This window comes from Rheinheimera soli (assembly GCF_031457405.1).
GTDB classification, from domain to species: Bacteria; Pseudomonadota; Gammaproteobacteria; order Enterobacterales; family Alteromonadaceae; genus Pararheinheimera; species Pararheinheimera soli_A.
Window position 1 is genome coordinate 118,285 of sequence record NZ_JAVDWR010000003.1, and the last position, 21,541, is coordinate 139,825.

The following is a 21,541-nucleotide window of genomic DNA, read 5'->3' on the forward strand; positions in this document are numbered from 1 at the left end:
GCAGCAGCCGGAAAAATAGAATGTGCGGCCTTATGCTTTATAGAAAATCTGTAGCTTTTTGTTCGGTTTGTCTGGGTATTTGTCTGATTTGCCAGTGAGAAGCAACCCAGGCCAGTAATTCTTTGGCATCTGCCCCAGCTAATTCCGCTGGCGGCGGTTGGCCCAAAAAACGCAAAACAGCAGTTAAAGTCTCGCTGACAGGCCAGAATTCAACTGTTGGTGCATGGTTTTGTTTACTGAGTTTAAAACCTGGTTCAACCACTGCTAAAGGTAAATGCAGGTAATCAGGTGCTGCTGCGCCAAGTAAATGAAACAGCGATTGTTGTCTGGTGGTCAGGTCAATTAAATCTGCACCACGCACCACCTCTGTGATGCCCTGATCCATATCATCCACCACTACCACCAACTGATAGGCAAATAAGCCATCACGGCGTTTTAAAATATAATCTTCTGCGGCAAGAGTGGCCGGAATTTGTATTTCACCAGCCCGCTGGTCGGTAAAACTTAATGCTGTCGCAGGCGCTTTTAAACGCCATGCAAGGGGGCCTTCGGTCAGGTTTTTGTCACGGCAAAACCCATCATAACCTTGCCCCAGACCTTGAATACGGGATCTGTTGCAGTTGCAGGCGTAGGTGAGTTGTTGCTGTTTTAATTGTTCCAGTACCTGCTGGTAGCGGTCTAATCTCTGGCTTTGCACCCAGACCTCGCCATCCCATAACAACTGATAACGCTCTAAAGTACGTAAAATACTGTCGGCTGCACCAGCTTGCATACGGGGGGTATCTATATCTTCCATCCGCACCAGCCATTGGCCTTGTTGGGATTTGGCTTGCAGATAGCTGCCCACAGCAGCAATGAGGGATCCAAAATGCAAAGGGCCGGATGGCGATGGCGCAAACCGGCCCCTGTAAGCAGGAGGTACAACAGGCATAATTAACCGCCCAGTTGTTTTTCCTTGATTTCAGCCAGTGTCTTACAGTCGATACACATATCGGCAGTAGGACGGGCTTCTAAACGTTTGATACCAATTTCGATACCGCAGGTGTCGCAGTAACCAAAGTCTTCGTCTTCGATTTTCTGCAGAGTTTTTTCAATCTTTTTCAGTAATTTACGTTCGCGATCCCGAGCACGTAATTCCAGACTGAACTCTTCTTCCTGAGCAGCACGGTCCACTGGATCCGGGAAGTTTGCAGCTTCATCGGCCATATGGTTTTTGGTGCGATCCACTTCTTCACGTAACTGTTGACGCCATGCGTCCAGAATGCGGCGGAAATGGTCCAGCTGTTTTGGGTTCATGTATTCTTCGCCTTGCGCGGCCTGATATGGCTCTACGCCAGCAAGGGCTAACAGTCCCAAGGTTTTTACGGTTTTGCCTTCTGGCATGATCATCTCCTGTAAAACAGTGCCAAGCAAAAAGTTGGCGGCTAGTGATAGCAGAAAAATATGACAGCTGCAATCACTATTAAAAAAGCCGCCGAAGTATACAGAGCAGAACTGCCTGCGTCACCTTTTTTCCTGTTGTCTACAAATTTGGCTGGTTTAGAAAAGAAACACTCTAAACCGCCCAAAGCCAGCTTGGGAAGTATTGTTCTTTGCTGCATCTGTTAACTTATTCAAAACAGAAGATATTTATTGCTTTAGTTTGTTAAAGTAAGGCTCTTTTTCTGAGGTACAGGTGCTGATATGGCCATTGAATGGGTTATTGCTTATTTGCTGCTGGGCGCAGCAACAGGTTTTTTTGCCGGATTATTAGGGGTTGGCGGTGGTGGTATTATGGTGCCGGTGCTGACGGCTTTATTTTTAACACAACAATTTCCGGCTGAATTGTCTGTGCATATGGCACTGGCCACTTCGATGGCCGCCATTATTGTCACCTCATTTTCCAGTATGCGTAGTCATCAGAAGCATGGTGCTGTGTTATGGCCTGTGGTCTGGAAGTTAACTCCGGCTATCTTAACAGGAACTGTGGCTGCGGCTTATCTGGCCGCTGCTTTATCTTCGTTGGCTTTGGCGATATTTTTCTGTTGTTTTATGACTTATGTTGCAGTGCAAATGCTGCTGAATGTTAAACCCAAAGCCAGCCGACAGCTACCCGGACTGGTTGGCTTTAGCCTGACGGGTCTGATTATTGGTGGCGTATCAGCTTTAGTGGCTATAGGTGGTGGTTCTTTGACCGTGCCTTTTTTAACCTGGTGTAATGTCAAAATTCAGCAGGCCATTGGCACTTCTGCCGCCGTAGGTTTACCTATAGCCATCAGTGGTACGCTAGGGTATTTCCTTGCTGGTGCTTCAGCGGGCGCTGAGTTGCCAGACTACAGTCTGGGTTATGTCTATTTGCCTGCTATGCTGCTGATAGCTTCTGTCAGTTATTTTACTGCGCCCCTTGGCGCTTCGCTGGCGCACCGTCTACCAGTGGCCACTTTAAAGAAAGTATTTGCCGCCTTGCTTATCCTGTTAAGCGCTAAAATGTTGCACAGCGTCTTAACCTCTTAAAGGGCTGTGAAGGCTTGTGATACACTCGGGCCCATAGGTTATCCGGACTTTATATCCAGAAATGAAGAGAATAAACACTATGTCTGATCTGATCCAAATTCGTTTAAGTACTGCTGCAGCTGAGGCCAAATGGGGCAAAAATGTGCTGCTGACACCAGACGCAACTGGCTATCAGCTGCATGTAAAAGCTGCTGATTTACGAGCTGTACAAAAAGCCGGTCGTCAACTGGATGCTTTAGGTATTCAACAATTTCAATTGGCAGGTGACGGCTGGACTGTCGATAGTCAGTGGGCTTTGTATCAAGGGTTTTGTAACGCGAAAAAGTTGGGCGCTATCGGCTGGACAGGCACTGAAACTGAACAACAACAGTTGCAGCAATTGCACCAGACCTTTAGTTGGGCTAAAGCCATTATTAACCAGACACCTGAAGATTTAGCTCCTGTGGCTTTAGCAGAACAGGCTGCGGCTTTTGTCAGTTCAGTAGCGCCTGCAGGTACTGTTTCCAGCGAAATTATTGCAGGCTCAGCCTTGTTAGAACAGGGCTGGGTAGGTATTCATGCGGTGGGCCGTGGCAGTGATCGTGCTCCTGCCATGTTGGTGCTGGATTACAACCCAACAGGCAAAGCTGAGGCTGCTGTTTTTGCTGCTTTAGTGGGCAAAGGCATTACTTTTGATTCGGGTGGTTATTCCATTAAAGCCAGCGAAGGCATGGTGACTATGAAATGTGATATGGGCGGTGCAGCCACTGTCACAGCAGCTTTAGCTTTGGCGATCATGCAGGGTTTAAACAAAAGAGTGCAGCTGATTTTATGCTGTGCCGAAAACCTGATTTCAGGTGGTGCTTTTAAACTTGGTGATATTTTGACCTATAAAAACGGCGTCACTGTAGAAATCGTGAACACAGACGCTGAAGGCCGTTTAGTACTGGCTGATGGTTTACAAAAAGCAGCAGAAGCGGCACCTGAACTTATTATTGATGCTGCTACGTTAACCGGCGCAGCAATGAGTGCTTTAGGTACTGAATACAATGCAGTTTTTGCTTTGGATAAAGCACTGGCAAATCGGGTATTAGGTTATGCCGACCAAGTGCAGGAAGGTGCATGGCAATTACCGCTGGAGAAATGGCATCAGGGCCAGTGTCCTTCACCTTATGCTGATACCGCCAACAGCAGAGCGGTGAAAGGTGGTGGTACAGGTGGAGCCAGCAATGCGGCAGGTTTTTTAAGCCGTTTTGTGCCTAATGATGGCAAAGGCTGGGTGCATTTAGATTTAGCAGCTGCTTTTCATAACTCAGCCAATGGCTTCTGGGCCGCAGGCGCTACAGGTATGGGCATCCGTTTAGTGGCGCAAACGCTAAGCCAGGAATGATTTTTGGCACATTGCTGCTAAAGACAGAAGTATACCCAAAGTAATTGGAGTTGCGGCGAGGCGACAAGTGTTCGAGACCCCAGGAGCATAGTTTACCTATGTAACTGGGGCGAGATACCGAAGTCAACAAAGCAGCAGCTTCAAGTAAGAAGGGTATCGGTTCAACCGAAAAAGCAGCTAAGATAAGGCTGCTTTTTGTTTTTTAAGAGATCTGATTTGTTACCTGTTGCAGAGATTTGCCCGGCACTGATCCAAAGCCTGAAGCAGCACAATAAAGTGATTTTATCTGCGCCGCCCGGTGCAGGTAAGTCTACCTATCTGCCGCTGTTTTTATTAAAACACGCTGATTTTGCCGGAAAAACTATGTTGCTGCTGGAACCCAGGCGGCTGGCGGCTAAAAGTATTGCCAGTTATTTGGCCAGTCAACTGAATGAAGCAGTGGGTCAGCAGGTGGGCTATCAAATCCGCCATGAAAAAAGTTTCAGCAAAAATACCCGACTGTTGATAGTCACAGAAGGTGTGTTGATCCGGAAAATTCAACAGGATCCAGAACTTACAGGCATAAACCTGATTGTCTTTGATGAATTCCATGAACGTTCCCTGCAGGCCGATTTAGCTTTGGCTTTGGCACTGGAAGTACAGCAGCTTAACAGCAAACTTCAACTGCTGATTATGTCCGCCACTTTGGATCAACAAAAACTCGCTGCGGCTTTAGATGCGCCAGTACTCTGCAGTGAAGGTCGCAGTTATCCGGTCGATATTCTGTATCAGGCTCCGACATCCGAACCCATCTGGTTACAAAGTGCCAGATTAAGTCTGCAAGCCAGCCAAAAACATCAGGGCAGTATTCTGACCTTCTTGCCGGGTCAGCGTGATATTAATCAGGCCAGAGATTGGTTGCTGGAACAGAATACGGACAGCCATTTAGATATTTATGCTTTATCCGGTGCTTTAACTTTGGCTGAGCAGCAGCAAGCCATAGCGCCAAGTCCGGCAGGGCGGCGTAAACTGGTACTGACGACAAATATTGCTGAAACCAGTCTGACTATTGAAGGTATTCAGGTGGTGGTGGATTCAGGTTTGTGTCGTCAGGCTCTGTATCATCCAAAACATGGTTTAACCAGGCTCGACACTGTAGCTATCAGTCAGGCCGCCGCTATTCAAAGAGCGGGTCGGGCCGGGCGTTTATCGGCTGGGATCTGTTATCGCATCGACAGCGCTGAATTATGGCAACGACGAATTGCTTTTACCCCAGCTTCTATACTGCAGTCGGATTTAACCTCGCTGTTGTTGGAAATCTCGGCCTGGGGCTGTTCAGCAGAGCAACTCTTTTGGTTGGATCAGCCCCCCCAGGCCAATCTGAAATCAGCGGCCTGGGTGTTATTACAACTTAAAGCCATCACTCACAAAGGCCAAATCACCGACTTTGGCAGGCAGTTGTTAGCCACTGGTACTGAACCCAGATTGGCTGCTTTAGTGCTGCATGGCAAACAACTGGAACAACAAGGTGAGCAAGGGGCTGGCTGGTTGGCCGTGGTGTTGGCTACTCTGCTGGAAAATCCGAATCGCAGCCGTGAGCAGGACATTGACCAGTTGCTGCAGCAACCTTTGTACGGGGCTTTGTTGCAACAGGCAAAGCAATTAGCCCGGCAAAACCAGATCAAAGTTTGTGCTTATTTACCTGTGCATTTAACAGCCGTGTTATTAAGCCGGGCTTTCCCTGACAGAATAGCCTTGTTGCGAGGCAAGGGTTACCTGCTGACTAACAGCGCCGGAGCTTTGTTATTTCCGGACAGCCCTTTGTCTGGTGCTGAAGTGTTGGTGATCTGTGATTTGTATTTTGGTCATAGTACTCAAATTAGTCTGGCGGCGCGCTGGAGTCTGGCGGAGCTGATGCAGGAATGGCAGGCTGATTTACAACAACAGCAGTATCTGGGTTTTGATGCTCAGCAGGGACGTTTTATCGCAGAACAACGTTTAACGCTCGGCAGTTGTGTACTGGAGCGTAAACCTCTGCATGCCAAACTGACAGAAACACAACAACAACAGGCCTGGCTGGACTGGTTAAAACAACAAGGTTTGCAGGTCTTGCCCTGGACTGAACAAGCCCTGCAATTGCGTTACAGGCTGCAGCTTATGCAAGTTTATATGCCTGAACATCAGTTGCCTGGGGTGGATGAAAACACTTTGTGGGCTGACGCAGAAGTCTGGTTAGCGCCTGCTTTAGGAAAGTTTACAAAACTGAATGATTTGAATAAGTTAGACCTTTACGCTTTATTGTGGCAACGTTTAACCTACAAAGAGCAGCAGTTGCTAAATAGCTGTATGCCAGACAGTTGGCGTTCAGCTGTGGGATCTATGATCCCTGTTCACTACAGCGACGAAGGAGAAGCCATTTTGTCGATCCGAATTCAGGAAATGTTTGGTCAGCTTGATACTCCTGCAGTGGCAAAGGGGCGTTTAGCCATGAAAATTCATTTATTGTCGCCTGCGCGTCGCCCTTTACAGGTGACACAGGATTTAGCCAGTTTCTGGGCTACTAGTTATGCCGAAGTGAAAAAGGAAATGAAAGGTCGTTATCCAAAACACTATTGGCCAGATAATCCTGCAGACGCCATGCCGACTAATAAAACTAAAAAAGCTATGCAAAAATGACTCAAAAACAAAGCCGTACCCCAAGAAAAAAACCAGTTGCTAAAACTACCAAAGGCTCACTGTTTGCCCGGCAAATGCTGTGGCTTGCGCTGAAATTAGGCCTGGTGTTGCTGCTCACTTTATTTATTTATCTGATTTATCTGGACAGCAAAATTACCACCTTGTTTTCCAGCCACAAATGGCAGTTTCCAGCTCAGGTGTATGCCCGTAGTCTGGAGTTAATACCTGGTAAAAGTCTGACGCAGAAGCAATTAGTCAGTGAACTGGACTTGTTGCAATACAGAGCTGTAGATGTGATCAAAGGCCCCGGGCAATACAGTCAGAATGGCGATCAAGTGGTCGTATTCCGCCGCGCTTTTCAGTTTGCCGATGGTTATGATCAGGAAGAAGCTTTTACTGTGTCTTTTGCCGGTCAGAGAGTGCATAACATTTATGATCATCAGCTGAAAAAGTCAGTACAAAAAGCCAGAATTGAGCCTCAGTTGGTGCAACATCTGGTGTCCTCTGAGCGGGAAGACAGAGAAATGGTGTTTCTGGCTGATCTGCCTGAGCATATAAAAGACGCTTTATTGACGATAGAGGATCGTGACTTTTATCAGCATCATGGTGTGTCCGTCTGGTCTGTGATGCGGGCCTTCTGGGCCAATCTGCAGGCGGGAAGAACAGTGCAGGGCGGTTCGACGTTAACCCAGCAATTGGCAAAAAATATGTATCTGACGTCAGAGCAAACGCTGATCCGTAAGGCAAATGAAGCACTGATCGCCTTGATCCTTGATTACCGCTACAGCAAAGATCAAATTCTTGAAGCTTATCTGAACGAAATATTTATCGGCCAGTTCCATAACAATGCTGTACATGGTTTTGCTTTGGGCAGTAAGTTTTATTTTGGCAAGCCGCTGAATGAGTTATTGCCGGAGGAATATGCGCTCTTGGTGGCTATAGTAAAAGGCCCCTCTTATTACGATCCACGTCGTTTTGGTGCCAGAGCTAAAGACAGGCGTGATCTGGTACTGAAAATGCTGCGTAACGAAAAGTTGTTATCAGAAGCCGAATATACACGAGCTGTCAGTAAACCTTTGGCCGTGATCCCTATGGGCCATCATTTAAAAGGCCGTTCACCTTCTTATCTGGATGCGGTCAAACGTGAACTGAAAGATTTGGTGACAGATCAGGCCACCATTGAAAGTGGTATGAAAATCTTTACCTATATGGATCCTCAGGCTCAACTGGCGGCAGAACACACAGTAAAACAACGATTGTCTGAGCTGGATAGCAAACTGGAAGCTGCTATGGTAGTCACGGATTATCAGGCCGGTGCATACAAAGCCATAGTGGGTGGCAAAGCTGTGCATTTTGCCGGTTATAACAGAGCTTTAGATGCCCGTCGTCAGATTGGCAGTATAGTAAAACCTGTATTGTATTTGCAGGCGCTGGCGAAACCCAATCAGTTTAGTCTGGCTACTATGCTCGATGACAGCCCTATTCATCTGAAAGGCAATCCTAAGGGCTGGAGCCCTCAAAATTTTGATAAAAAGTTTCGCGGTCAGGTTACTTTGCTGCAGGCGTTATCAGAATCACTTAATGTGCCAACAGTGCGTTTAGGTTTAAAGTTGGGTTTACCTGCATTAAAAGATGGTTTTCAGCGTCTGGGAATTGAACGTGAATTAAAACTGCAACCTGCAGCCTTTTTAGGGGCTGTAGAGCTGACTCCGGCTGAAGTAGCGCAGCTGTATCAGGTTATTGCCAACAAAGGCCGTTACATAAAATTAGCCAGTATAGAGTCAATTACTAAAACAGACGGTACTATGCTTTATCAGCGCAGAAACATTGTGCAACAAAGAGTTACAGAAGAAGCAGACTACCTGCTGCAATATGCGATGCAGCAAAGTACCCGCAGCGGCACGGCAAAAACTTTAGCAAATCAGTTTGCTGGTATACGTTTTGCGGGGAAAACCGGCACATCCAGCGATCATAAAGACAGCTGGTTTACTGGTTTTGAACATGAAAGCTCGGTTACTGTCTGGTTAGGACGAGATGATAATAAATCTATAGGTTTAACCGGAGGTTCCGGGGCTTTAACTTTATTCAGCCAGTACTTCAGAATGGTGCCTCCGAACTCTTTGTTCAGAGCTGTACCACCAGATGTGACCTTAGGACGTTTTTCCGTCAGTACAGGCCGGGCTGTGGCCGATCATTGTGACGGAACTTTATTATTGCCCAAAGTGGTCAGTGTGACACTAGTGATGGATTGCGAATAAACGGGAATTATTGACTTATGTCGTTCAAGCCAGAAAAGCAGTTAAAAGTTGAAGACTGGTGGTATTTGCCGCAGCTGGATAAGCTGGCAAAACTAAACAGCAGGATGGAAGTCTGTGAACAGGCTAATCTCGATCATTTATGCCAAAGCGTATTGAACTTCTTTTTACTGAACCCGGGCCGTTTGATTAGTAAAGAAGAGCTGCTGAAAGAAGTCTGGAACATGACCTCAGTGACAGATGGTCGTGTTGCCCGTGTCATTAGTATTTTGCGTGATGTACTGGGCGACAGCGTCAAGTCACCCCGTTATATCGAAACTATCCCCAAACGGGGCTACCGTTTTATTGCCAAAGTGATAGAGCAGGAACAGATTGTTATCCGAGATCCCGCTGCCGCAGAAGAGCCACTGACTGCAGAGGAAAGGAAAAAAAACCTGCGTTGGTGGGCGAGTTTAATCACTGCAACAGCGCTGTTAGCCACTTTCGCCAGCTGGTTATTCTGGCCGGACACTGAGTTTGCCAATGAGCAGGTGCCTTTTGTTAAGTGGAACCCGGTATCGTCTAAAGATGGTTTTGAATATTATCCGGCTTTATCCGCTGATAACCAGTTTTTAGCCTACAGCTATAAAAAAGATAAAAACAGCCCCCATGTATTAATGCTGCAAAACCTGATGAATCATCAAAGCCAGCAGTTAACCAATAGTGACGCCGACGATTATGGCGTCAGTTTCAGGCCAGATGGTAAGGCAATCGCTTATCAGCGGCTAAGACACAGAGAGTCCTGCGAAATTCGTTTATTGACTTTTTTAGGGCTGCCAGGCCAGTCGGAATGGACAGATGAGCTGCTAACCCACTGTGGTAAAAGCAGTGTTTCCAGCCGTTTATCCTGGGCTGCTGATGGCGGCTCTTTAATTTACACCAGTGATGAAAGCAGCCCTCAGCGTATGGCGATATATTCTTTGGATTTAGTCACAAAAAATAAAACCCAACTGGTCTTACCCAGCAATACAGGTATGGGGGATTTTACTGCCCGTTATTCTAATAGTGGCGATAAAATTGCCTTTTTACGGGATGTGGCCAGTCATTCAGTGCAAATCTGGTTAATGGATTTAGCCAGTGGTGAAACTTCTTTACTTTTGCATTTGAAAGACAGCTACCCAGGGGATATAGCCTGGAGTCCTGATGATCAGTTTATTTATTACCCAGCCCAAAAATGGAGTATTGAAGCGGTAAATACTAAGACCGGTGCTGTAAAAACTGTAGCGCTTACCGATAATCACGCTTATGAAATACTGCTGGGTAAAAATGGCGAGCTGTATGGTTCTATAGGTGCATATGCTAACTATTATGTAAAAAAAATGAATAACCCAATGCTGAATACTACCCCGTCAGATCTTGTAGTCTTTAAGTCCAACCGCAGTGAACGTTTGGTCGAAGAAAATCCGGTCCATAAAGGACCTACTGCAGCAGTGTCTAAGCGTACAGGTTTGTTCCAAATTTGGTTATTTTATCCTGATGGCCGTCAGCAAATGATTAGTCACTTTACCAACCTGGTGGTGATGACGGATTTAAAATTTTCTCCTGATGGACAACAACTGTTGGCACTGGTTGATCAGCAAGTCTGGGTATTTGATTTACAGGGCGGCTCACAGCTTATTAGTAAGGCTGATGAAGTAGTAAAAAATATGAGCTGGGGCAAAGATACAGACTCCGTGTTTTACACTACCTACCAAAAAGGCCGCTGGCAGTTAATGCATTATTCTTTAACGATGCAGCAGGTTACTTTACATATGCAAGATGTAGATTTCTTTTTGCAAAGCCGTAGTGGGAAATATCAGCTACAACGTAATGCAACCACAGGTGTGTTTAGCTTATTATCTGGACAGGGCGAAGAAATATTGCCGGATGAGTTGCAGAGTTTAATGATTGCAGAGGCAACCATAGTACTTTGGGACAATGGTATTTATTTTTCCGGCTTTAATGAAGATCAGCAAAGCCAGCTGTATTTTTACGCTTATAACACCAAACAAATTACCCCTTTGGATTTAAAGTCTGAGCTTTATTCATCCCGTTTTTCATTAAGCCATGATGGTCAGTTTATTTTTGTAGTGGTAGGGGAAACACTGGATATAGATATAGCAAAACTGGAGCTGACAACCATAAAATAATCATAAATTTATAAATAAATCATCAGTTTATCTTTAGTTTTCAAGTGGATACTGTGTTGGTCGAATTCAACCAGCCCAATGGGAACTTTAGTATGAACACTATTAAATTAATTGTAGCCGCAGGTATTTTAGCTTCTGTTTCTTTTGCTGCTGAGCAAAGCCCTGCTACAGAGCAAAACCTGAATCTTGAGATTGCTGGATTCTGTCCAACTTGGCCAGTTTGCCGTGATGTTAATGTCACTGAACAAAACGATACTGTTCAGTTATCAGGTGCCAGGGTAGTAGTAATCAGCAAAACAGCCTGATTACAATCCTCTACTTTTAGCCTGAATTGGTTATAATCCGCCTACTTAGTGATGTAGGCGGACCCTTATGCATTCTACGGCAGACTACCTGACCTTTGGTCAATGGCGGTATCTGCGTTCTATAGGACAATTACAGTCTCTGTCAGCTTCAGCTGATCCGGAGGTATTGACCCTGGAACCACGGTTGCACAAGTTGTTAAACTTTTTTCTGGATCACAAAGATCTGGTGCTAAGCCGTGAAGATCTTTTAACTGCGGTATGGGGGCAGGGGTCCGGCTCGGACGAATCCTTAACCAGAGCCATAGCGGGCCTGCGACGGGCTTTGCAGGACAGCAGAGTAGAACCTGTTTATATTGCCACCTTATCGAAAAAAGGCTATTGCTGGCTGGCTGCTGTTGCACCAGTGGCTTTACCGCCAGAGTCTGATACAGAGCCTGCTCCGGCTGCGCCTCTGGATTTAATAGGCACCCAACAAGCCATAGACAAATGGCACGATAAAAAATTAACTAAGCTCAAACGTATCCGGTATATCTGGGGCAGCACCCTGGTTCTGATACTCTTCAGCTTTGTTTTTGCCGTGCTGCTTAGCAAAATGAATGAAAAAGCTACTTTGCCTCGTTATCTGCAACTGACACCTGTCAGCGCGCTGGATGGTAAAGAACAAACCCCACTGTTATCTGCAGATCAATCGCTGCTGGTGTTTCAACATCAGCCGGCTGGCAGTGCCCATTGGCATTGGGTGGTCCAGCAACTGGCTTCAATGCAAATCCGTCAGGATCAGCAACAGTTTCAGTTGCTTTCTCAGCCTCATTGGCTGGGTACAGAACACATAGTGTTTCGTGCTCAACAGCAGCAGAAATGTGCTTTCTGGCGCAAAACAGTGCAGCAGCAATTCGAAGCTGCAACCCCGTTATTTTCTTGTCACCAGTTTATAGCTTCTGGTCAGGCTATGACGCCGCAAGGATTGTATTGGCTGGATCTGGACCCGGCCACAGGCCAAAGCCAACTCTGGTTGTGGCAACAGGACAGTTCGCAGCGTTTATTAATGACCTTTCCAGCCCACTGGCGTGGTGTCAGTCATTTAATAGTGAAAAACAAAAAGGCCTATGCCATTGCACAGTCTGGCTATAGTTACTCGGCTTTGCTGGAGCTTGATCTGGCTGAATCAGACTGGCGTACTATCACAGAGTTTGATTTTTCTGCCAATCAGCTGGCCTGGTGGGGCGACAACGAGCTGTTGGTGAATAAGTCTGCCAGGCAATTGCAGGTTTTGTCTTTGCGTACCGGAACCAGCAGAGTCTTTGGTGAAATGACCTTTAACCTGGCAGACAGCTCGGTCTGGCAACAGTCATTGTTAGCGGCTTATCCTGCTCAGGCCGTCACTGATTTACGTCGGTTAGAATGGCAGGAGCAGAATAACCAGATAATCACTTTGCCTTTTGCTGAAAGCAACAGATCAGAGTATTTATTACTGGCCCATCAGGATCAGTACTTTTTTGTGTCAGAACGTTCTGGTTTACCCCAACTCTGGCGCTCACAAGGGCAGGTAACAGAACAAATCAGCCAATTCGAAACACAACATGCTATTGGGCAATTATTATGGTTTGAAGGTAAATTATTACTGCTGATTGATCGGCAGCTGTACCATTTCTCAGCAGGCCAGTTAGCCCCTTTTATGCAAAAAAAGCTGAATAGCGAAAGTTTGGTGGTCTGTGCTGATACTTTGTATTGGGTAACCCGAAAGCAGCAAAGCTGGGCCTTGCAGCAATTGCGGCAAGGCAAGGTTAGTGAAGTACTAAAAGATGTAGTCAATGTACAGTGTGGGCCTGATCACAGCTTGTTATTGCAGCAGCAGGATTCTGCTTATGTGAAGCAATGGCGGCAGGGCCAGATCTCAACACTGCCGGTACAGATCAACTGGCGTACTACAGAGTCAAGAGCCTGGGTCAGCACAACAACAGGTTTGTATTGGTTGTCTGGTTATGGCACCGCATTAAATTATTACGACTGGAAGATACAACAACAGCAGCAGTGGCCCCTGGCGCAGCCAGCTCAGGCCCTGATGTCTGACAATGGAACTGTGTTTGTGCAGCAATTCAGGGCTCAGGATACCGACATTGTCTGGTTGCATCCTGAGCCTGTTGAATAAAAGCTCTAGGCTTTCAGCTGAATAAAGGCTTGTTTAGCCGCTGCTATGGTGTAAGCCAAATCTTCATCAGAATGAGCTATAGACAAGAAGCCCGCTTCATAAGCTGAAGGGGCCAGATACACACCCTGCTCCAGCATCAGATGGAAGAAACGCTTAAAGGCTGCGATATCACATTGGGTGGCTTGTTGATAATTGGTGATTTGCGCTTCATTACTGAAAAACACCCCAAACATGCCACCCACCTGAGTGGTCGCCAGCGGTATACCCACTTCTTTGGCTACAGCGGCTAAACCTTCAATCAATTGCGTGGTTTTGGCTGTTAATACATCGTAGACACCAGGCTTACGGATCTCTGTCAGCGCAGCTAAACCAGCGGCCATAGCAATAGGGTTGCCTGATAAAGTGCCCGCCTGATACACGCCGCCTAAAGGTGCTATATGCTGCATAATGTCGCGACGGCCACCAAAAGCGCCCACCGGCATACCACCACCTATAATTTTTCCTAAAGTGGTCAGGTCAGGTTTGATGTTGTAATAGGCCTGAGCGCCACCTAAAGCCACCCGGAATCCTGTCATCACTTCATCAAAAATCAGCACAGCACCGTACTGGTCACAAAGTGCCCGTAAACCTTCTAAAAAGCCTGGGGCAGGTGGAATGCAGTTCATATTGCCTGCCACTGGCTCCACAATAATACAGGCCAGGTCAGCGCCTTGTTCGGCGAAAATCTGTTTCACCTGCTCTAAGTTATTAAACTCCGCCGTTAAGGTGTATTTGGCAAAATCAGCAGGGACGCCAGGCGAATTCGGCACACCTAAAGTTAAAGCGCCAGAGCCTGCTTTAACCAATAAAGAGTCGGCATGACCGTGGTAACAACCTTCGAATTTTAAAATGCTGTTGCGGCCGGTAAAGCCACGAGCCAAACGGATGGCACTCATGGTGGCTTCTGTGCCTGAGCTGACCATACGGACCATTTCCATGCTGGGCACTAATTCGCAGATGGTTTCTGCCATGGTGATTTCAGCAGGGCAAGGTGCACCAAAACTTAAGCCTTTTTCAGCTGCTTTAATCACAGCTTCACGGATAGCAGGGTGGTTATGACCCAGTAACATGGGGCCCCATGAGCCTATGTAATCGATATATCTTTTGCCATCGACATCATATAAATAGGCACCGTTAGCGCTGTCGATAAATACTGGTGTACCGCCGACGCTTTTAAAAGCGCGAACCGGAGAATTTACACCACCTGGAATAGTTTTTTGTGCTTGCTGAAATAACTGTTCTGACCTGGACATAAAAGATCCTTAAAACTAAACCTTTAAAAGAAGGCCGGGCGCAAAGCCCGACTCAAAATGAATGAGAGTTGGCTTTCTGCTTACTTGTTGCTGTACCAGGGCACTTCGCGTTCGTATTTAGTCACTAACTGATCCACACCTAAGGTCAGAGCAAATAAAGCCATACGCACTAAAACGCCGTTATCCGCCTGACGGAAAATAGCCAGATGAGGGTTCAGGTTTAAGTCGTTGTCGAGCTCATTGGCTTCAATACGTGAATCCCGTGGCAGCGGATGCATAATCACCGTATTGGATTTACAGTGCCTGGTATAAATATCCTGATTTAAACGGAATTTACCACGGTATTTATTGGCTTCTTCCTGCGAAGGGAAACGCTCTTCCTGAATACGGGTTTGATACACAATATCAGCGTTTAAGTTACCAGCCAGCTGATCCGTCACTGTCACTCTGTGCCCTGCGTTTTCAATCAGGGACACTATATCGTCCGGCATCGCCAGCTCTTTGGGCGCTATCAGAGTGAACTGAATGTTTTTATATAAAGCCAGTAATTTGGATAACGAATGAACTGTACGGCCAAACTTTAAATCACCAATCATGGCGATATGCATACCGTCTATCGGCTGCTGTGACGCCGCCAGTTCTTTTTCAATGGTAAATAAATCCAGCAACGCCTGAGTTGGGTGTTCATTGGCACCGTCACCGCCGTTTAATACCGGCACCCGGCTGCCTTCGGCGAATTCAGCCACTGAGCCTGCCTGAGGATGACGCATCGCAATCACATCGCTGTAGCTACTGATCACCCTGGCAGTATCAAACAAAGATTCGCCTTTAGATAAGGCGGAAGATTGCATGCCTGTGGTTTCGCGAACTTCGCCACCTAATAAGTTAAAAGCACAACCAAAGCTGACCCGTGTTCTGGTGCTGGGCTCAAAAAACAGGTTACCTAAAATGGCACCGTCGAGCACTGTAGTGCGCTTCTGGCGTTTGGCATAAGGTTCCATGCTACGGGCAATATCAAAAACCTGCTGAATTTTGTCGCGGTCAAACTGTTTGACTGAGAGGATATGTTCGCCTTTAAAACTCATACTGGGTGCTCATCTGCTAGAGGTTGCGGGGGCGCCGGAACTGGCTGAAAGTCGGCGCGTATCATAGCAAATAAGCCGCTTAAAATCAGCCTAGAGCGGCTTCAAAATCGCCAGAAAAATAATGGCAAAAAGTAACAGCACCGGGAACTCGTTAAAGAGACGGTAAAATCTGCTGCTTTTACTGTTTTTGCCCTGTTTAAAATCGCTTAACAGCTTAAAACAGTAGCCATGATAAATATAAAGCAGAATCACCAATATCAGTTTGTAATGCAGCCAGCTACTGACTGCAAACCAGGCTGCGCCGTACAGATGAATAAGCCATAAGCCAAATACCAGGGTCAGCAAAGCAAAAGGTGTGACGAAATACAATAATCGCCTTTCCATCACTTTAAACTGGGCATCAACGGCTGGATCTTTAGTTTCTGCGTGGTAGACAAAAAGCCGCGGCAGATAAAAAATCCCGGCAAACCAGGCCACCATAAAACTGACATGCAAAGCTTTAATGACAAGTAATGTATTCATCAGATTAAATTATTCTGTTTAGTTAAAAGGGCGCGGACCTGTTCCCAGCGGATCAGACCCAGCAGCTGTTGGGGTTGTTGTGGGTCGTAAATATAGACTACACCGCCTTTTTGTTCGTCCAGAAGCGTATGGACTTCCGCCATAGTGGCCTGATGACTTAACCCCTGTATAGGTTGATGCAATAAAGTCGACTGACCTGTCATGGATGCGTCCAAATCATAATCGATCAGGAGGAAAGGCTGTTCTGGATTACCAGTGTATTGGATCAATAGCTGGTGAGCTTCTTTTTCCGTCAGTTTTTGCTCAATCTGTTGCTGCTCTGCGGTTGTTATCAGCAAATAGTCTTTATCCAGCATCGCCAGCACACCGACTTTTTGCAGCACATTGTCTGCTGGTGCCAGCTTATAGGGCAGTTGTTGTAATTCCAGCTGCAATACAAAAATGGATTTGTTTTTAAACAGCTGTACTGTGGTGACATAAGCGCAGGTAATCACCAGCATGGCGGGCACTATAATATCCGGGTTGTAAGACAGCTCCATCACAGCGACTAAAGCAGCCAGAGGCGCATGTAAAGTGGCGGCCATAAAACCTGCCATACCTAAAGTGGCGTAGGTGCCGGATAAGCTGGCATCGCCCGATACAAACACAGGTAAAAAGGCCAATAAAGTACCTGCCAGAATGCCGATACCAAAAACAGGGCCAATCACACCTCCTGGCACGGCCAGACCTACAGCTACTACGGTCAACAGAAATTTCGCCAGTAATATAGTCAGCAATAACCAGAACTCAGTGGAGGCGGTCACAGCATAAAATATGGCGCCTGTTTCAGCCCCCATAGCCTGAGGAACCAGATGCCCCACAGCTGCGGTAATAGCTGCAGCGAGCAATAATTTCAGCGCTAAATGCCATTTCTGAAACCATTTTAAAATACGCCAGATACTCTGGTTAAAAACATAAGCAGCTGCGCCTATGGCAATACCACAAAGCACCAGATAAGGCAGATGCCAGCCGCTGATAGAGACAATTTTTAAAGCTTCCAGATCATTGCCCATACCAAAAACGCCACGGGTCAGCAAAGCGCCGACCACAGAAGCCAGCATCACAGGCACAAAGACATGAATACGATATTCCCTCAGTACCACTTCCATCACAAAGATCACTGCAGCTAAAGGAGTGTTAAATGAAGCCGAGATAGCGGCAGCTATACCACAACCCGCCAGAATGCGGATGCTGTTGTACGGCAGGCGCAGATACTGCCCAAGCAAGCCGGCACCAAAAGCACCTAAATGTACAGAAGGACCTTCGCGGCCCACAGAAAAACCGCTGGTCAGGGCGATGATGCCACCAAAAAACTGGTTAAAGGTATTCCAGAAGGGCATAACACCATAGCGGGTTTTTATGCGGTGGATCACATAGGCGATGCCCATGCGGTAATGTGAAAGCCCAACCAGCATAGCCATAATGCTAATCAGAATGGCGGCAATAAAAGGCAAGGCCCAGCGATAGCCTTCAGCTATACCGGAAAAATCATCAGTGCGTTCTAAAAAGAAACTTTGGATGCCAATAATAGTCAGACGGAACAGCAGAATGATGAATGCGGCTAAAAAACCTGCCACTATGGCCAGCAGGCAGAGTTGTACTGACGTAAGAGGGAAAGCTAACCGAAGTCGTAATTTTGCTTGCCAGTCTGCTGGTAGTAACATGCTATAGTGTCTGAGTCTGGGATAGGCAAAGTGTAACATAACTATTTGAGTAGGTTGATGAATCGTATGCAGTTTATGCTCTGGCTCAAAGGCAGCTGGAGACTGGTGGTGGTAACAGCGGGCCTGATGGGGCTTGCTGCTTTGGCCGGACAGTTGTTTGGCAATTATTATTATGTAAAACAAGTGAATGTGCTGTCGTCCAAACTGGAAGAAAGTCAGAAAAAAACCAACAGTCTGACAGCCAGCCTGAATGAGCAGCTAAAACAAAATGATTACTTAACAGCTGAGCTTGCGGTAGAAAAAAGTGCCGGGCAGTTGATCCAGCAAGAGCTGAAAACCGAACAGCAAAAGCTGTTTGATACCCGTAAAGAACTGGCTTTTTACCAGCGTATTATTTCTCCTGAATTACAGGCGGATAGCCTGATTATTGATAGCTTCAGCATCAGTCCCGGTTCTTCTTCTGCTAAGTACAGATTTAATCTGGTGCTGATTCAGCAGGATAAACAACGTAATTTTGCCAAGGGCTCTGTCGACTTGAAATTAAATGGCTTTGCCGGTGATAAACGAGACAGTATCGATCTGTTGCAATTGGCCGGATTCAGCAAAAGTGACAAAGCTTTTAGCTTTAAATATTTCCAGATCATCGAAGGAGAGTTTTCTTTGCCAGAAGGCTTTAAACCGGAAAAAGTGGATGTGGCATTAAAGGTTGCTGCAGCCCGTTCGGCCAAGTCAGCCAAGGTCGATAAGAGCTTTTTCTGGCCAACCGAACAGCCCGGCGAAATACTTGAATAAATTAGTCAGGTATTAGATAATCCGCGCCCAGTTATACCGGAGGACATATGTCAGAGTTACAGCTTCCTATTCAGTTTACCGACGCTGCCGCCAGTAAAGTATTGGCTTTAGTCACCGAAGAGGAAAACCCTGAGTTAAAACTTCGGGTTTATATTACAGGTGGTGGTTGTTCAGGCTTCCAGTACGGTTTTACTTTTGATGAAAAAGTAAACGAAGGTGATCTGGTGGTCGAAAAAAATGGCGTGATTATGGTGGTAGACCCAATGAGTCTGCAGTATCTGGCAGGTGGTGTGGTGGATTACACTGATGGTCTGCAAGGTAGCCGTTTTATTGTGCAAAACCCCAATGCAACTACAACCTGTGGTTGCGGATCCAGTTTCTCCGTTTAGTCCATTCAGATCAGTGCGACTTAGAAAGAGGCTTCTGCAGTGCGGAGGCCTTTTTAATTTGCACTCCTTAAAAACTTCATTCAGCTGCCAGTCAGACCTGTTGTGGAAACATAGCTGATAGCAGCTTGCATTGGGCTCTGTAGTGTAAGCAAAACTGTTCGTTCCTGTTATTTTAACGGAACGATTAATCGACAAAAAACAGAGATAAGTGGTTATTTTTTCAACCATGTAACTATACGCTCTGAACAAGCTATGGTTTAATGAAAAGCTTTTTTTGCTTATTGGGACATTCCCATAGGCTTTTGGATTTTTTTTGGCAGGAAGTTTAAGTCGTAAACAGAAGGCGTTCGCACGCCGGGAGAACAACAAATGAAAGGTACTAAAAGCGTTATTTCAGATGAGAATAAAAGATTATGTGTATGGCTGAAGCGTCAGCGTCAGGAAAAAGGCCATACCATGCGTAGTTTGTCTGAAATTTTAGGCACTCCGCACTCTTTTATCGGTAAGGTGGAGAATCAGGAACGTCGTCTTGATGTTGTTGAATACGTTCGTTATTGCCAGGCTCTGGCCATAGATCCTATGGATGGGTTAAAGCAAGTTCTGATTGAAGCCTAATCCGCTTTTATCTGAAAAAAAACGCCGCATTAGTGCGGCGTTTTTTTTATCAGTATTAAACAGAGCACTATAGCTGGGATCCCCAATAGAGCTGTCATGATAAAGAAGGCCTGATAGTCCATCACTTCTACCCAGCCACCAGAAAACCCGCCAAGGAACTTTGGCAATAACAACATCAGGGAACTAAACAAAGCATATTGTGTAGCGGTAAAAGCTAAGTTAACTAGCGAGGACAAGTAAGCAATAAAAGCACTGGTTGCTATACCAGCGCTTAAATTATCAGCAGAGATCACTGCGACTAACAGTGGAATGTTGTGCCCTTGGGTACTCAGGTAACAATAAAGCAAATTGGTACATGCGCTCAGCACAGCACCCAATAACAATATACGTAAAATGCCAAAGCTGTTGATCAGCAAACCACCCAAAGCGGCTCCAAGTAAGGTCATCAGTACACCAAATACTTTGGATACGCTGGCGACTTCCTCTTTACTGAACCCCATATCAACATAAAACACATTGGCCATCACCCCCATGACCACGTCGGAAACGCGATAGCAGGCGATTAAACTCAGGATCAATAAAGCATTCAGGCCGTGACGGGCAAAGAAGTCTACAAAAGGGCCTACTACGGCCACCTTAAGCCAGTTCAGCATTTTTTGACTGACAGAGTTCTTCGCCGTATTGATATGGATTTGCTGTTCAACAACAGGTTCAGGAGAGAGCAGGGTAGTTAGTAAACCCAAAGCCATGCAGCCTGCCATGACCAGATAGGTAGATTGCCAGGCGTCCAGATCATAACCTGTTTCAGTCGTACTAAATAACGCTGCTATCCATAAAGTACCGGCAGATGAGAAAATCATCGCCAGTCGATAACCTGCCAGATAAGCTGCTGCCAGTACTGCCTGCAAACGCTCTGGTGCAGCTTCAATACGATAGGCATCTATAGTGATATCCTGAGTCGCCGAGGCGATGGCGAGCAACACAGCACACAAGGCCATCCACTTCAGCTCTGTTTGTGGGTCCATACTTGCCATTAAAAGTACGGCCAGAATAATCAGGCTTTGTGACAATAGTAGCCAGCTGCGTCTGCGTCCCAGCCATTGCTTCAAGCCAGGTAAGCTTAAATGGTCTATCAAAGGTGACCAGATAAATTTGATCGCATAGACCATAATCACCCAGCTGAAGTAACCTATTTGTTCACGCGATACTCCAGCCTCTCTGAGCCAGAATGACAAGACACCAAATACCAGCATTAACGGCAGGCCACCGGAGAAACCCAGAATAAAAATGGTCAGTACCCGACGCTGGCAGTACAGTTGTAATGAGGAAAAAAAAGCAGCAATAGCAGACAAGACGGCAGTCCGTGCAGGAATAAATGAGACCAGCTTACAGCTTCAATAAATTAGATCAAGGCCTTACCCCGACACAATAGCAGGGCAACTGACCATAACCATGTAAAAAGCTCAGGCAATACTGCAACTCGCGCCTTAGTCTGAGGTTTTGTTTCAGTTCTGGTTCTGACCAGTATTCGATCTGGTAGAGCAAATGCCAAAACACTTGCTCACGCAAAGTTTCAGGCCGCCAGCTTCTGACGCGAAACTGTGACCATTCCTCCAGCGTATCCCAGACGAACAAATGCAGTTCTCTGTGGGGCAGACGGCCCCGCAGGAAACGGGAAAGATAATAAATCAGCTGACGTGATTTTTGTTCAATAAAGGGCTCTAACATAGGTCTGATCCCTGTCAGAGC

Annotated in this window: 18 protein-coding genes; 10 read left to right on the plus strand and 8 right to left on the minus strand. The window is 46.4% G+C overall.

Annotation, left to right across the window (positions count from 1 at the left end; all coding sequences use genetic code 11):
• Window positions 1–37: 37 nt before the first annotated feature.
• Window positions 38–931 carry a tRNA glutamyl-Q(34) synthetase GluQRS gene (gene gluQRS / locus J2W69_RS07030; protein ID WP_310275983.1) on the minus strand — a complete coding sequence of 298 codons (894 nt, stop codon included), beginning with the start codon at window positions 929–931 and terminating at the stop codon, window positions 38–40.
• Between the two features lie 2 nt (window positions 932–933).
• On the minus strand, window positions 934–1,383 hold the full coding sequence (dksA, locus tag J2W69_RS07035; protein WP_008897238.1) for an RNA polymerase-binding protein DksA: 450 nt from the start codon (window positions 1,381–1,383) through the stop codon (window positions 934–936).
• Window positions 1,384–1,683: 300 nt separating this feature from the next.
• Between dksA and J2W69_RS07040 the strand changes: the two genes are divergently transcribed.
• From J2W69_RS07040 to J2W69_RS07070, 7 genes are all read left to right on the plus strand, one after another.
• Window positions 1,684–2,493, plus strand: a complete 810-nt coding sequence (locus J2W69_RS07040; RefSeq protein ID WP_310275986.1) for a sulfite exporter TauE/SafE family protein — start codon at window positions 1,684–1,686, stop codon at window positions 2,491–2,493.
• Between the two features lie 79 nt (window positions 2,494–2,572).
• Window positions 2,573–3,862 carry an aminopeptidase PepB gene (pepB, locus tag J2W69_RS07045; protein WP_310275988.1) on the plus strand — a complete coding sequence of 430 codons (1,290 nt, stop codon included), beginning with the start codon at window positions 2,573–2,575 and terminating at the stop codon, window positions 3,860–3,862.
• Between the two features lie 195 nt (window positions 3,863–4,057).
• Window positions 4,058–6,517, plus strand: coding sequence for an ATP-dependent helicase HrpB (gene hrpB, locus J2W69_RS07050; RefSeq protein ID WP_310275990.1), 2,460 nt, complete (start codon window positions 4,058–4,060; stop codon window positions 6,515–6,517).
• Window positions 6,514–8,775, plus strand: a complete 2,262-nt coding sequence (gene mrcB / locus J2W69_RS07055) for a penicillin-binding protein 1B (RefSeq protein ID WP_310275992.1) — start codon at window positions 6,514–6,516, stop codon at window positions 8,773–8,775. Before hrpB ends, mrcB begins: the two co-directional genes overlap by 4 nt.
• 17 nt (window positions 8,776–8,792) lie before the next feature.
• The gene (locus J2W69_RS07060) at window positions 8,793–10,940 is read left to right on the plus strand and encodes a winged helix-turn-helix domain-containing protein (RefSeq protein ID WP_310275994.1); all 2,148 of its coding nucleotides are present in this window, start codon (window positions 8,793–8,795) and stop codon (window positions 10,938–10,940) included.
• Window positions 10,941–11,032: 92 nt separating this feature from the next.
• Window positions 11,033–11,245: a hypothetical protein gene (locus J2W69_RS07065; protein ID WP_310275996.1), complete on the plus strand. Its 213-nt coding sequence runs from the start codon at window positions 11,033–11,035 to the stop codon at window positions 11,243–11,245.
• Window positions 11,246–11,312: 67 nt separating this feature from the next.
• Entirely contained in the window at window positions 11,313–13,394 is a 2,082-nt protein-coding gene (locus J2W69_RS07070; RefSeq protein ID WP_310275998.1) for a winged helix-turn-helix domain-containing protein, read from the plus strand.
• A 5-nt stretch (window positions 13,395–13,399) separates the two neighbouring features.
• On the opposite strand, the gene hemL is transcribed toward J2W69_RS07070, so the two are convergent.
• From hemL to J2W69_RS07090, 4 genes are all read right to left on the minus strand, one after another.
• Window positions 13,400–14,686, minus strand: a complete 1,287-nt coding sequence (hemL, locus tag J2W69_RS07075; RefSeq protein WP_310276000.1) for a glutamate-1-semialdehyde 2,1-aminomutase — start codon at window positions 14,684–14,686, stop codon at window positions 13,400–13,402.
• A gap of 80 nt (window positions 14,687–14,766) precedes the next feature.
• Window positions 14,767–15,771, minus strand: coding sequence for an aspartate carbamoyltransferase (locus J2W69_RS07080; RefSeq protein WP_310276002.1), 1,005 nt, complete (start codon window positions 15,769–15,771; stop codon window positions 14,767–14,769).
• 90 nt (window positions 15,772–15,861) lie between these two features.
• Window positions 15,862–16,293, minus strand: a complete 432-nt coding sequence (locus J2W69_RS07085) for a CopD family protein (protein ID WP_310276005.1) — start codon at window positions 16,291–16,293, stop codon at window positions 15,862–15,864.
• Complete coding sequence (locus J2W69_RS07090) at window positions 16,293–17,996, minus strand: chloride channel protein (RefSeq protein WP_310276007.1); 1,704 nt, start codon at window positions 17,994–17,996, stop codon at window positions 16,293–16,295. Before J2W69_RS07090 ends, J2W69_RS07085 begins: the two co-directional genes overlap by 1 nt.
• Window positions 17,997–18,053: 57 nt before the next feature.
• On the opposite strand from J2W69_RS07090, the gene J2W69_RS07095 reads away from it, so the two are divergent.
• The 3 genes from J2W69_RS07095 (at window position 18,054) to J2W69_RS07105 (ending at window position 19,792) form a co-directional block, all read left to right on the plus strand.
• Window positions 18,054–18,788, plus strand: a complete 735-nt coding sequence (locus tag J2W69_RS07095) for a DUF6776 family protein (RefSeq protein WP_310276009.1) — start codon at window positions 18,054–18,056, stop codon at window positions 18,786–18,788.
• Window positions 18,789–18,835: 47 nt separating this feature from the next.
• Window positions 18,836–19,177 (plus strand): iron-sulfur cluster insertion protein ErpA, encoded by a 342-nt coding sequence (erpA, locus tag J2W69_RS07100; protein WP_310276010.1) that lies wholly within the window; start codon window positions 18,836–18,838, stop codon window positions 19,175–19,177.
• A 369-nt stretch (window positions 19,178–19,546) separates the two neighbouring features.
• Window positions 19,547–19,792: a helix-turn-helix domain-containing protein gene (locus J2W69_RS07105; protein ID WP_008897260.1), complete on the plus strand. Its 246-nt coding sequence runs from the start codon at window positions 19,547–19,549 to the stop codon at window positions 19,790–19,792.
• A 29-nt stretch (window positions 19,793–19,821) separates the two neighbouring features.
• On the opposite strand, the gene J2W69_RS07110 is transcribed toward J2W69_RS07105, so the two are convergent.
• Complete coding sequence (locus J2W69_RS07110; RefSeq protein WP_310276013.1) at window positions 19,822–21,144, minus strand: AmpG family muropeptide MFS transporter; 1,323 nt, start codon at window positions 21,142–21,144, stop codon at window positions 19,822–19,824.
• A 55-nt stretch (window positions 21,145–21,199) separates the two neighbouring features.
• Window positions 21,200–21,520, minus strand: coding sequence for a hypothetical protein (locus J2W69_RS07115; RefSeq protein WP_310276015.1), 321 nt, complete (start codon window positions 21,518–21,520; stop codon window positions 21,200–21,202).
• Window positions 21,521–21,541 lie beyond the last annotated feature (21 nt).

Excerpts from the sequence above, each read along its gene's own strand:
- gluQRS (WP_310275983.1), bottom strand. The coding sequence starts at position 931 with ATGCCTGTTGTACCTCCTGCTTACAGGGGCCGGTTTGCGCCATCGCCA.
- dksA (WP_008897238.1), bottom strand. The coding sequence starts at position 1,383 with ATGCCAGAAGGCAAAACCGTAAAAACCTTGGGACTGTTAGCCCTTGCT.
- J2W69_RS07040 (WP_310275986.1), top strand. The coding sequence starts at position 1,684 with ATGGCCATTGAATGGGTTATTGCTTATTTGCTGCTGGGCGCAGCAACA.
- pepB (WP_310275988.1), top strand. The coding sequence starts at position 2,573 with ATGTCTGATCTGATCCAAATTCGTTTAAGTACTGCTGCAGCTGAGGCC.
- mrcB (WP_310275992.1), top strand. The coding sequence starts at position 6,514 with ATGACTCAAAAACAAAGCCGTACCCCAAGAAAAAAACCAGTTGCTAAA.
- J2W69_RS07060 (WP_310275994.1), top strand. The coding sequence starts at position 8,793 with ATGTCGTTCAAGCCAGAAAAGCAGTTAAAAGTTGAAGACTGGTGGTAT.
- J2W69_RS07065 (WP_310275996.1), top strand. The coding sequence starts at position 11,033 with ATGAACACTATTAAATTAATTGTAGCCGCAGGTATTTTAGCTTCTGTT.
- J2W69_RS07070 (WP_310275998.1), top strand. The coding sequence starts at position 11,313 with ATGCATTCTACGGCAGACTACCTGACCTTTGGTCAATGGCGGTATCTG.
- hemL (WP_310276000.1), bottom strand. The coding sequence starts at position 14,686 with ATGTCCAGGTCAGAACAGTTATTTCAGCAAGCACAAAAAACTATTCCA.
- J2W69_RS07080 (WP_310276002.1), bottom strand. The coding sequence starts at position 15,771 with ATGAGTTTTAAAGGCGAACATATCCTCTCAGTCAAACAGTTTGACCGC.
- J2W69_RS07085 (WP_310276005.1), bottom strand. The coding sequence starts at position 16,293 with ATGAATACATTACTTGTCATTAAAGCTTTGCATGTCAGTTTTATGGTG.
- J2W69_RS07090 (WP_310276007.1), bottom strand. The coding sequence starts at position 17,996 with ATGTTACTACCAGCAGACTGGCAAGCAAAATTACGACTTCGGTTAGCT.
- J2W69_RS07095 (WP_310276009.1), top strand. The coding sequence starts at position 18,054 with ATGAATCGTATGCAGTTTATGCTCTGGCTCAAAGGCAGCTGGAGACTG.
- erpA (WP_310276010.1), top strand. The coding sequence starts at position 18,836 with ATGTCAGAGTTACAGCTTCCTATTCAGTTTACCGACGCTGCCGCCAGT.
- J2W69_RS07105 (WP_008897260.1), top strand. The coding sequence starts at position 19,547 with ATGAAAGGTACTAAAAGCGTTATTTCAGATGAGAATAAAAGATTATGT.
- J2W69_RS07115 (WP_310276015.1), bottom strand. The coding sequence starts at position 21,520 with ATGTTAGAGCCCTTTATTGAACAAAAATCACGTCAGCTGATTTATTAT.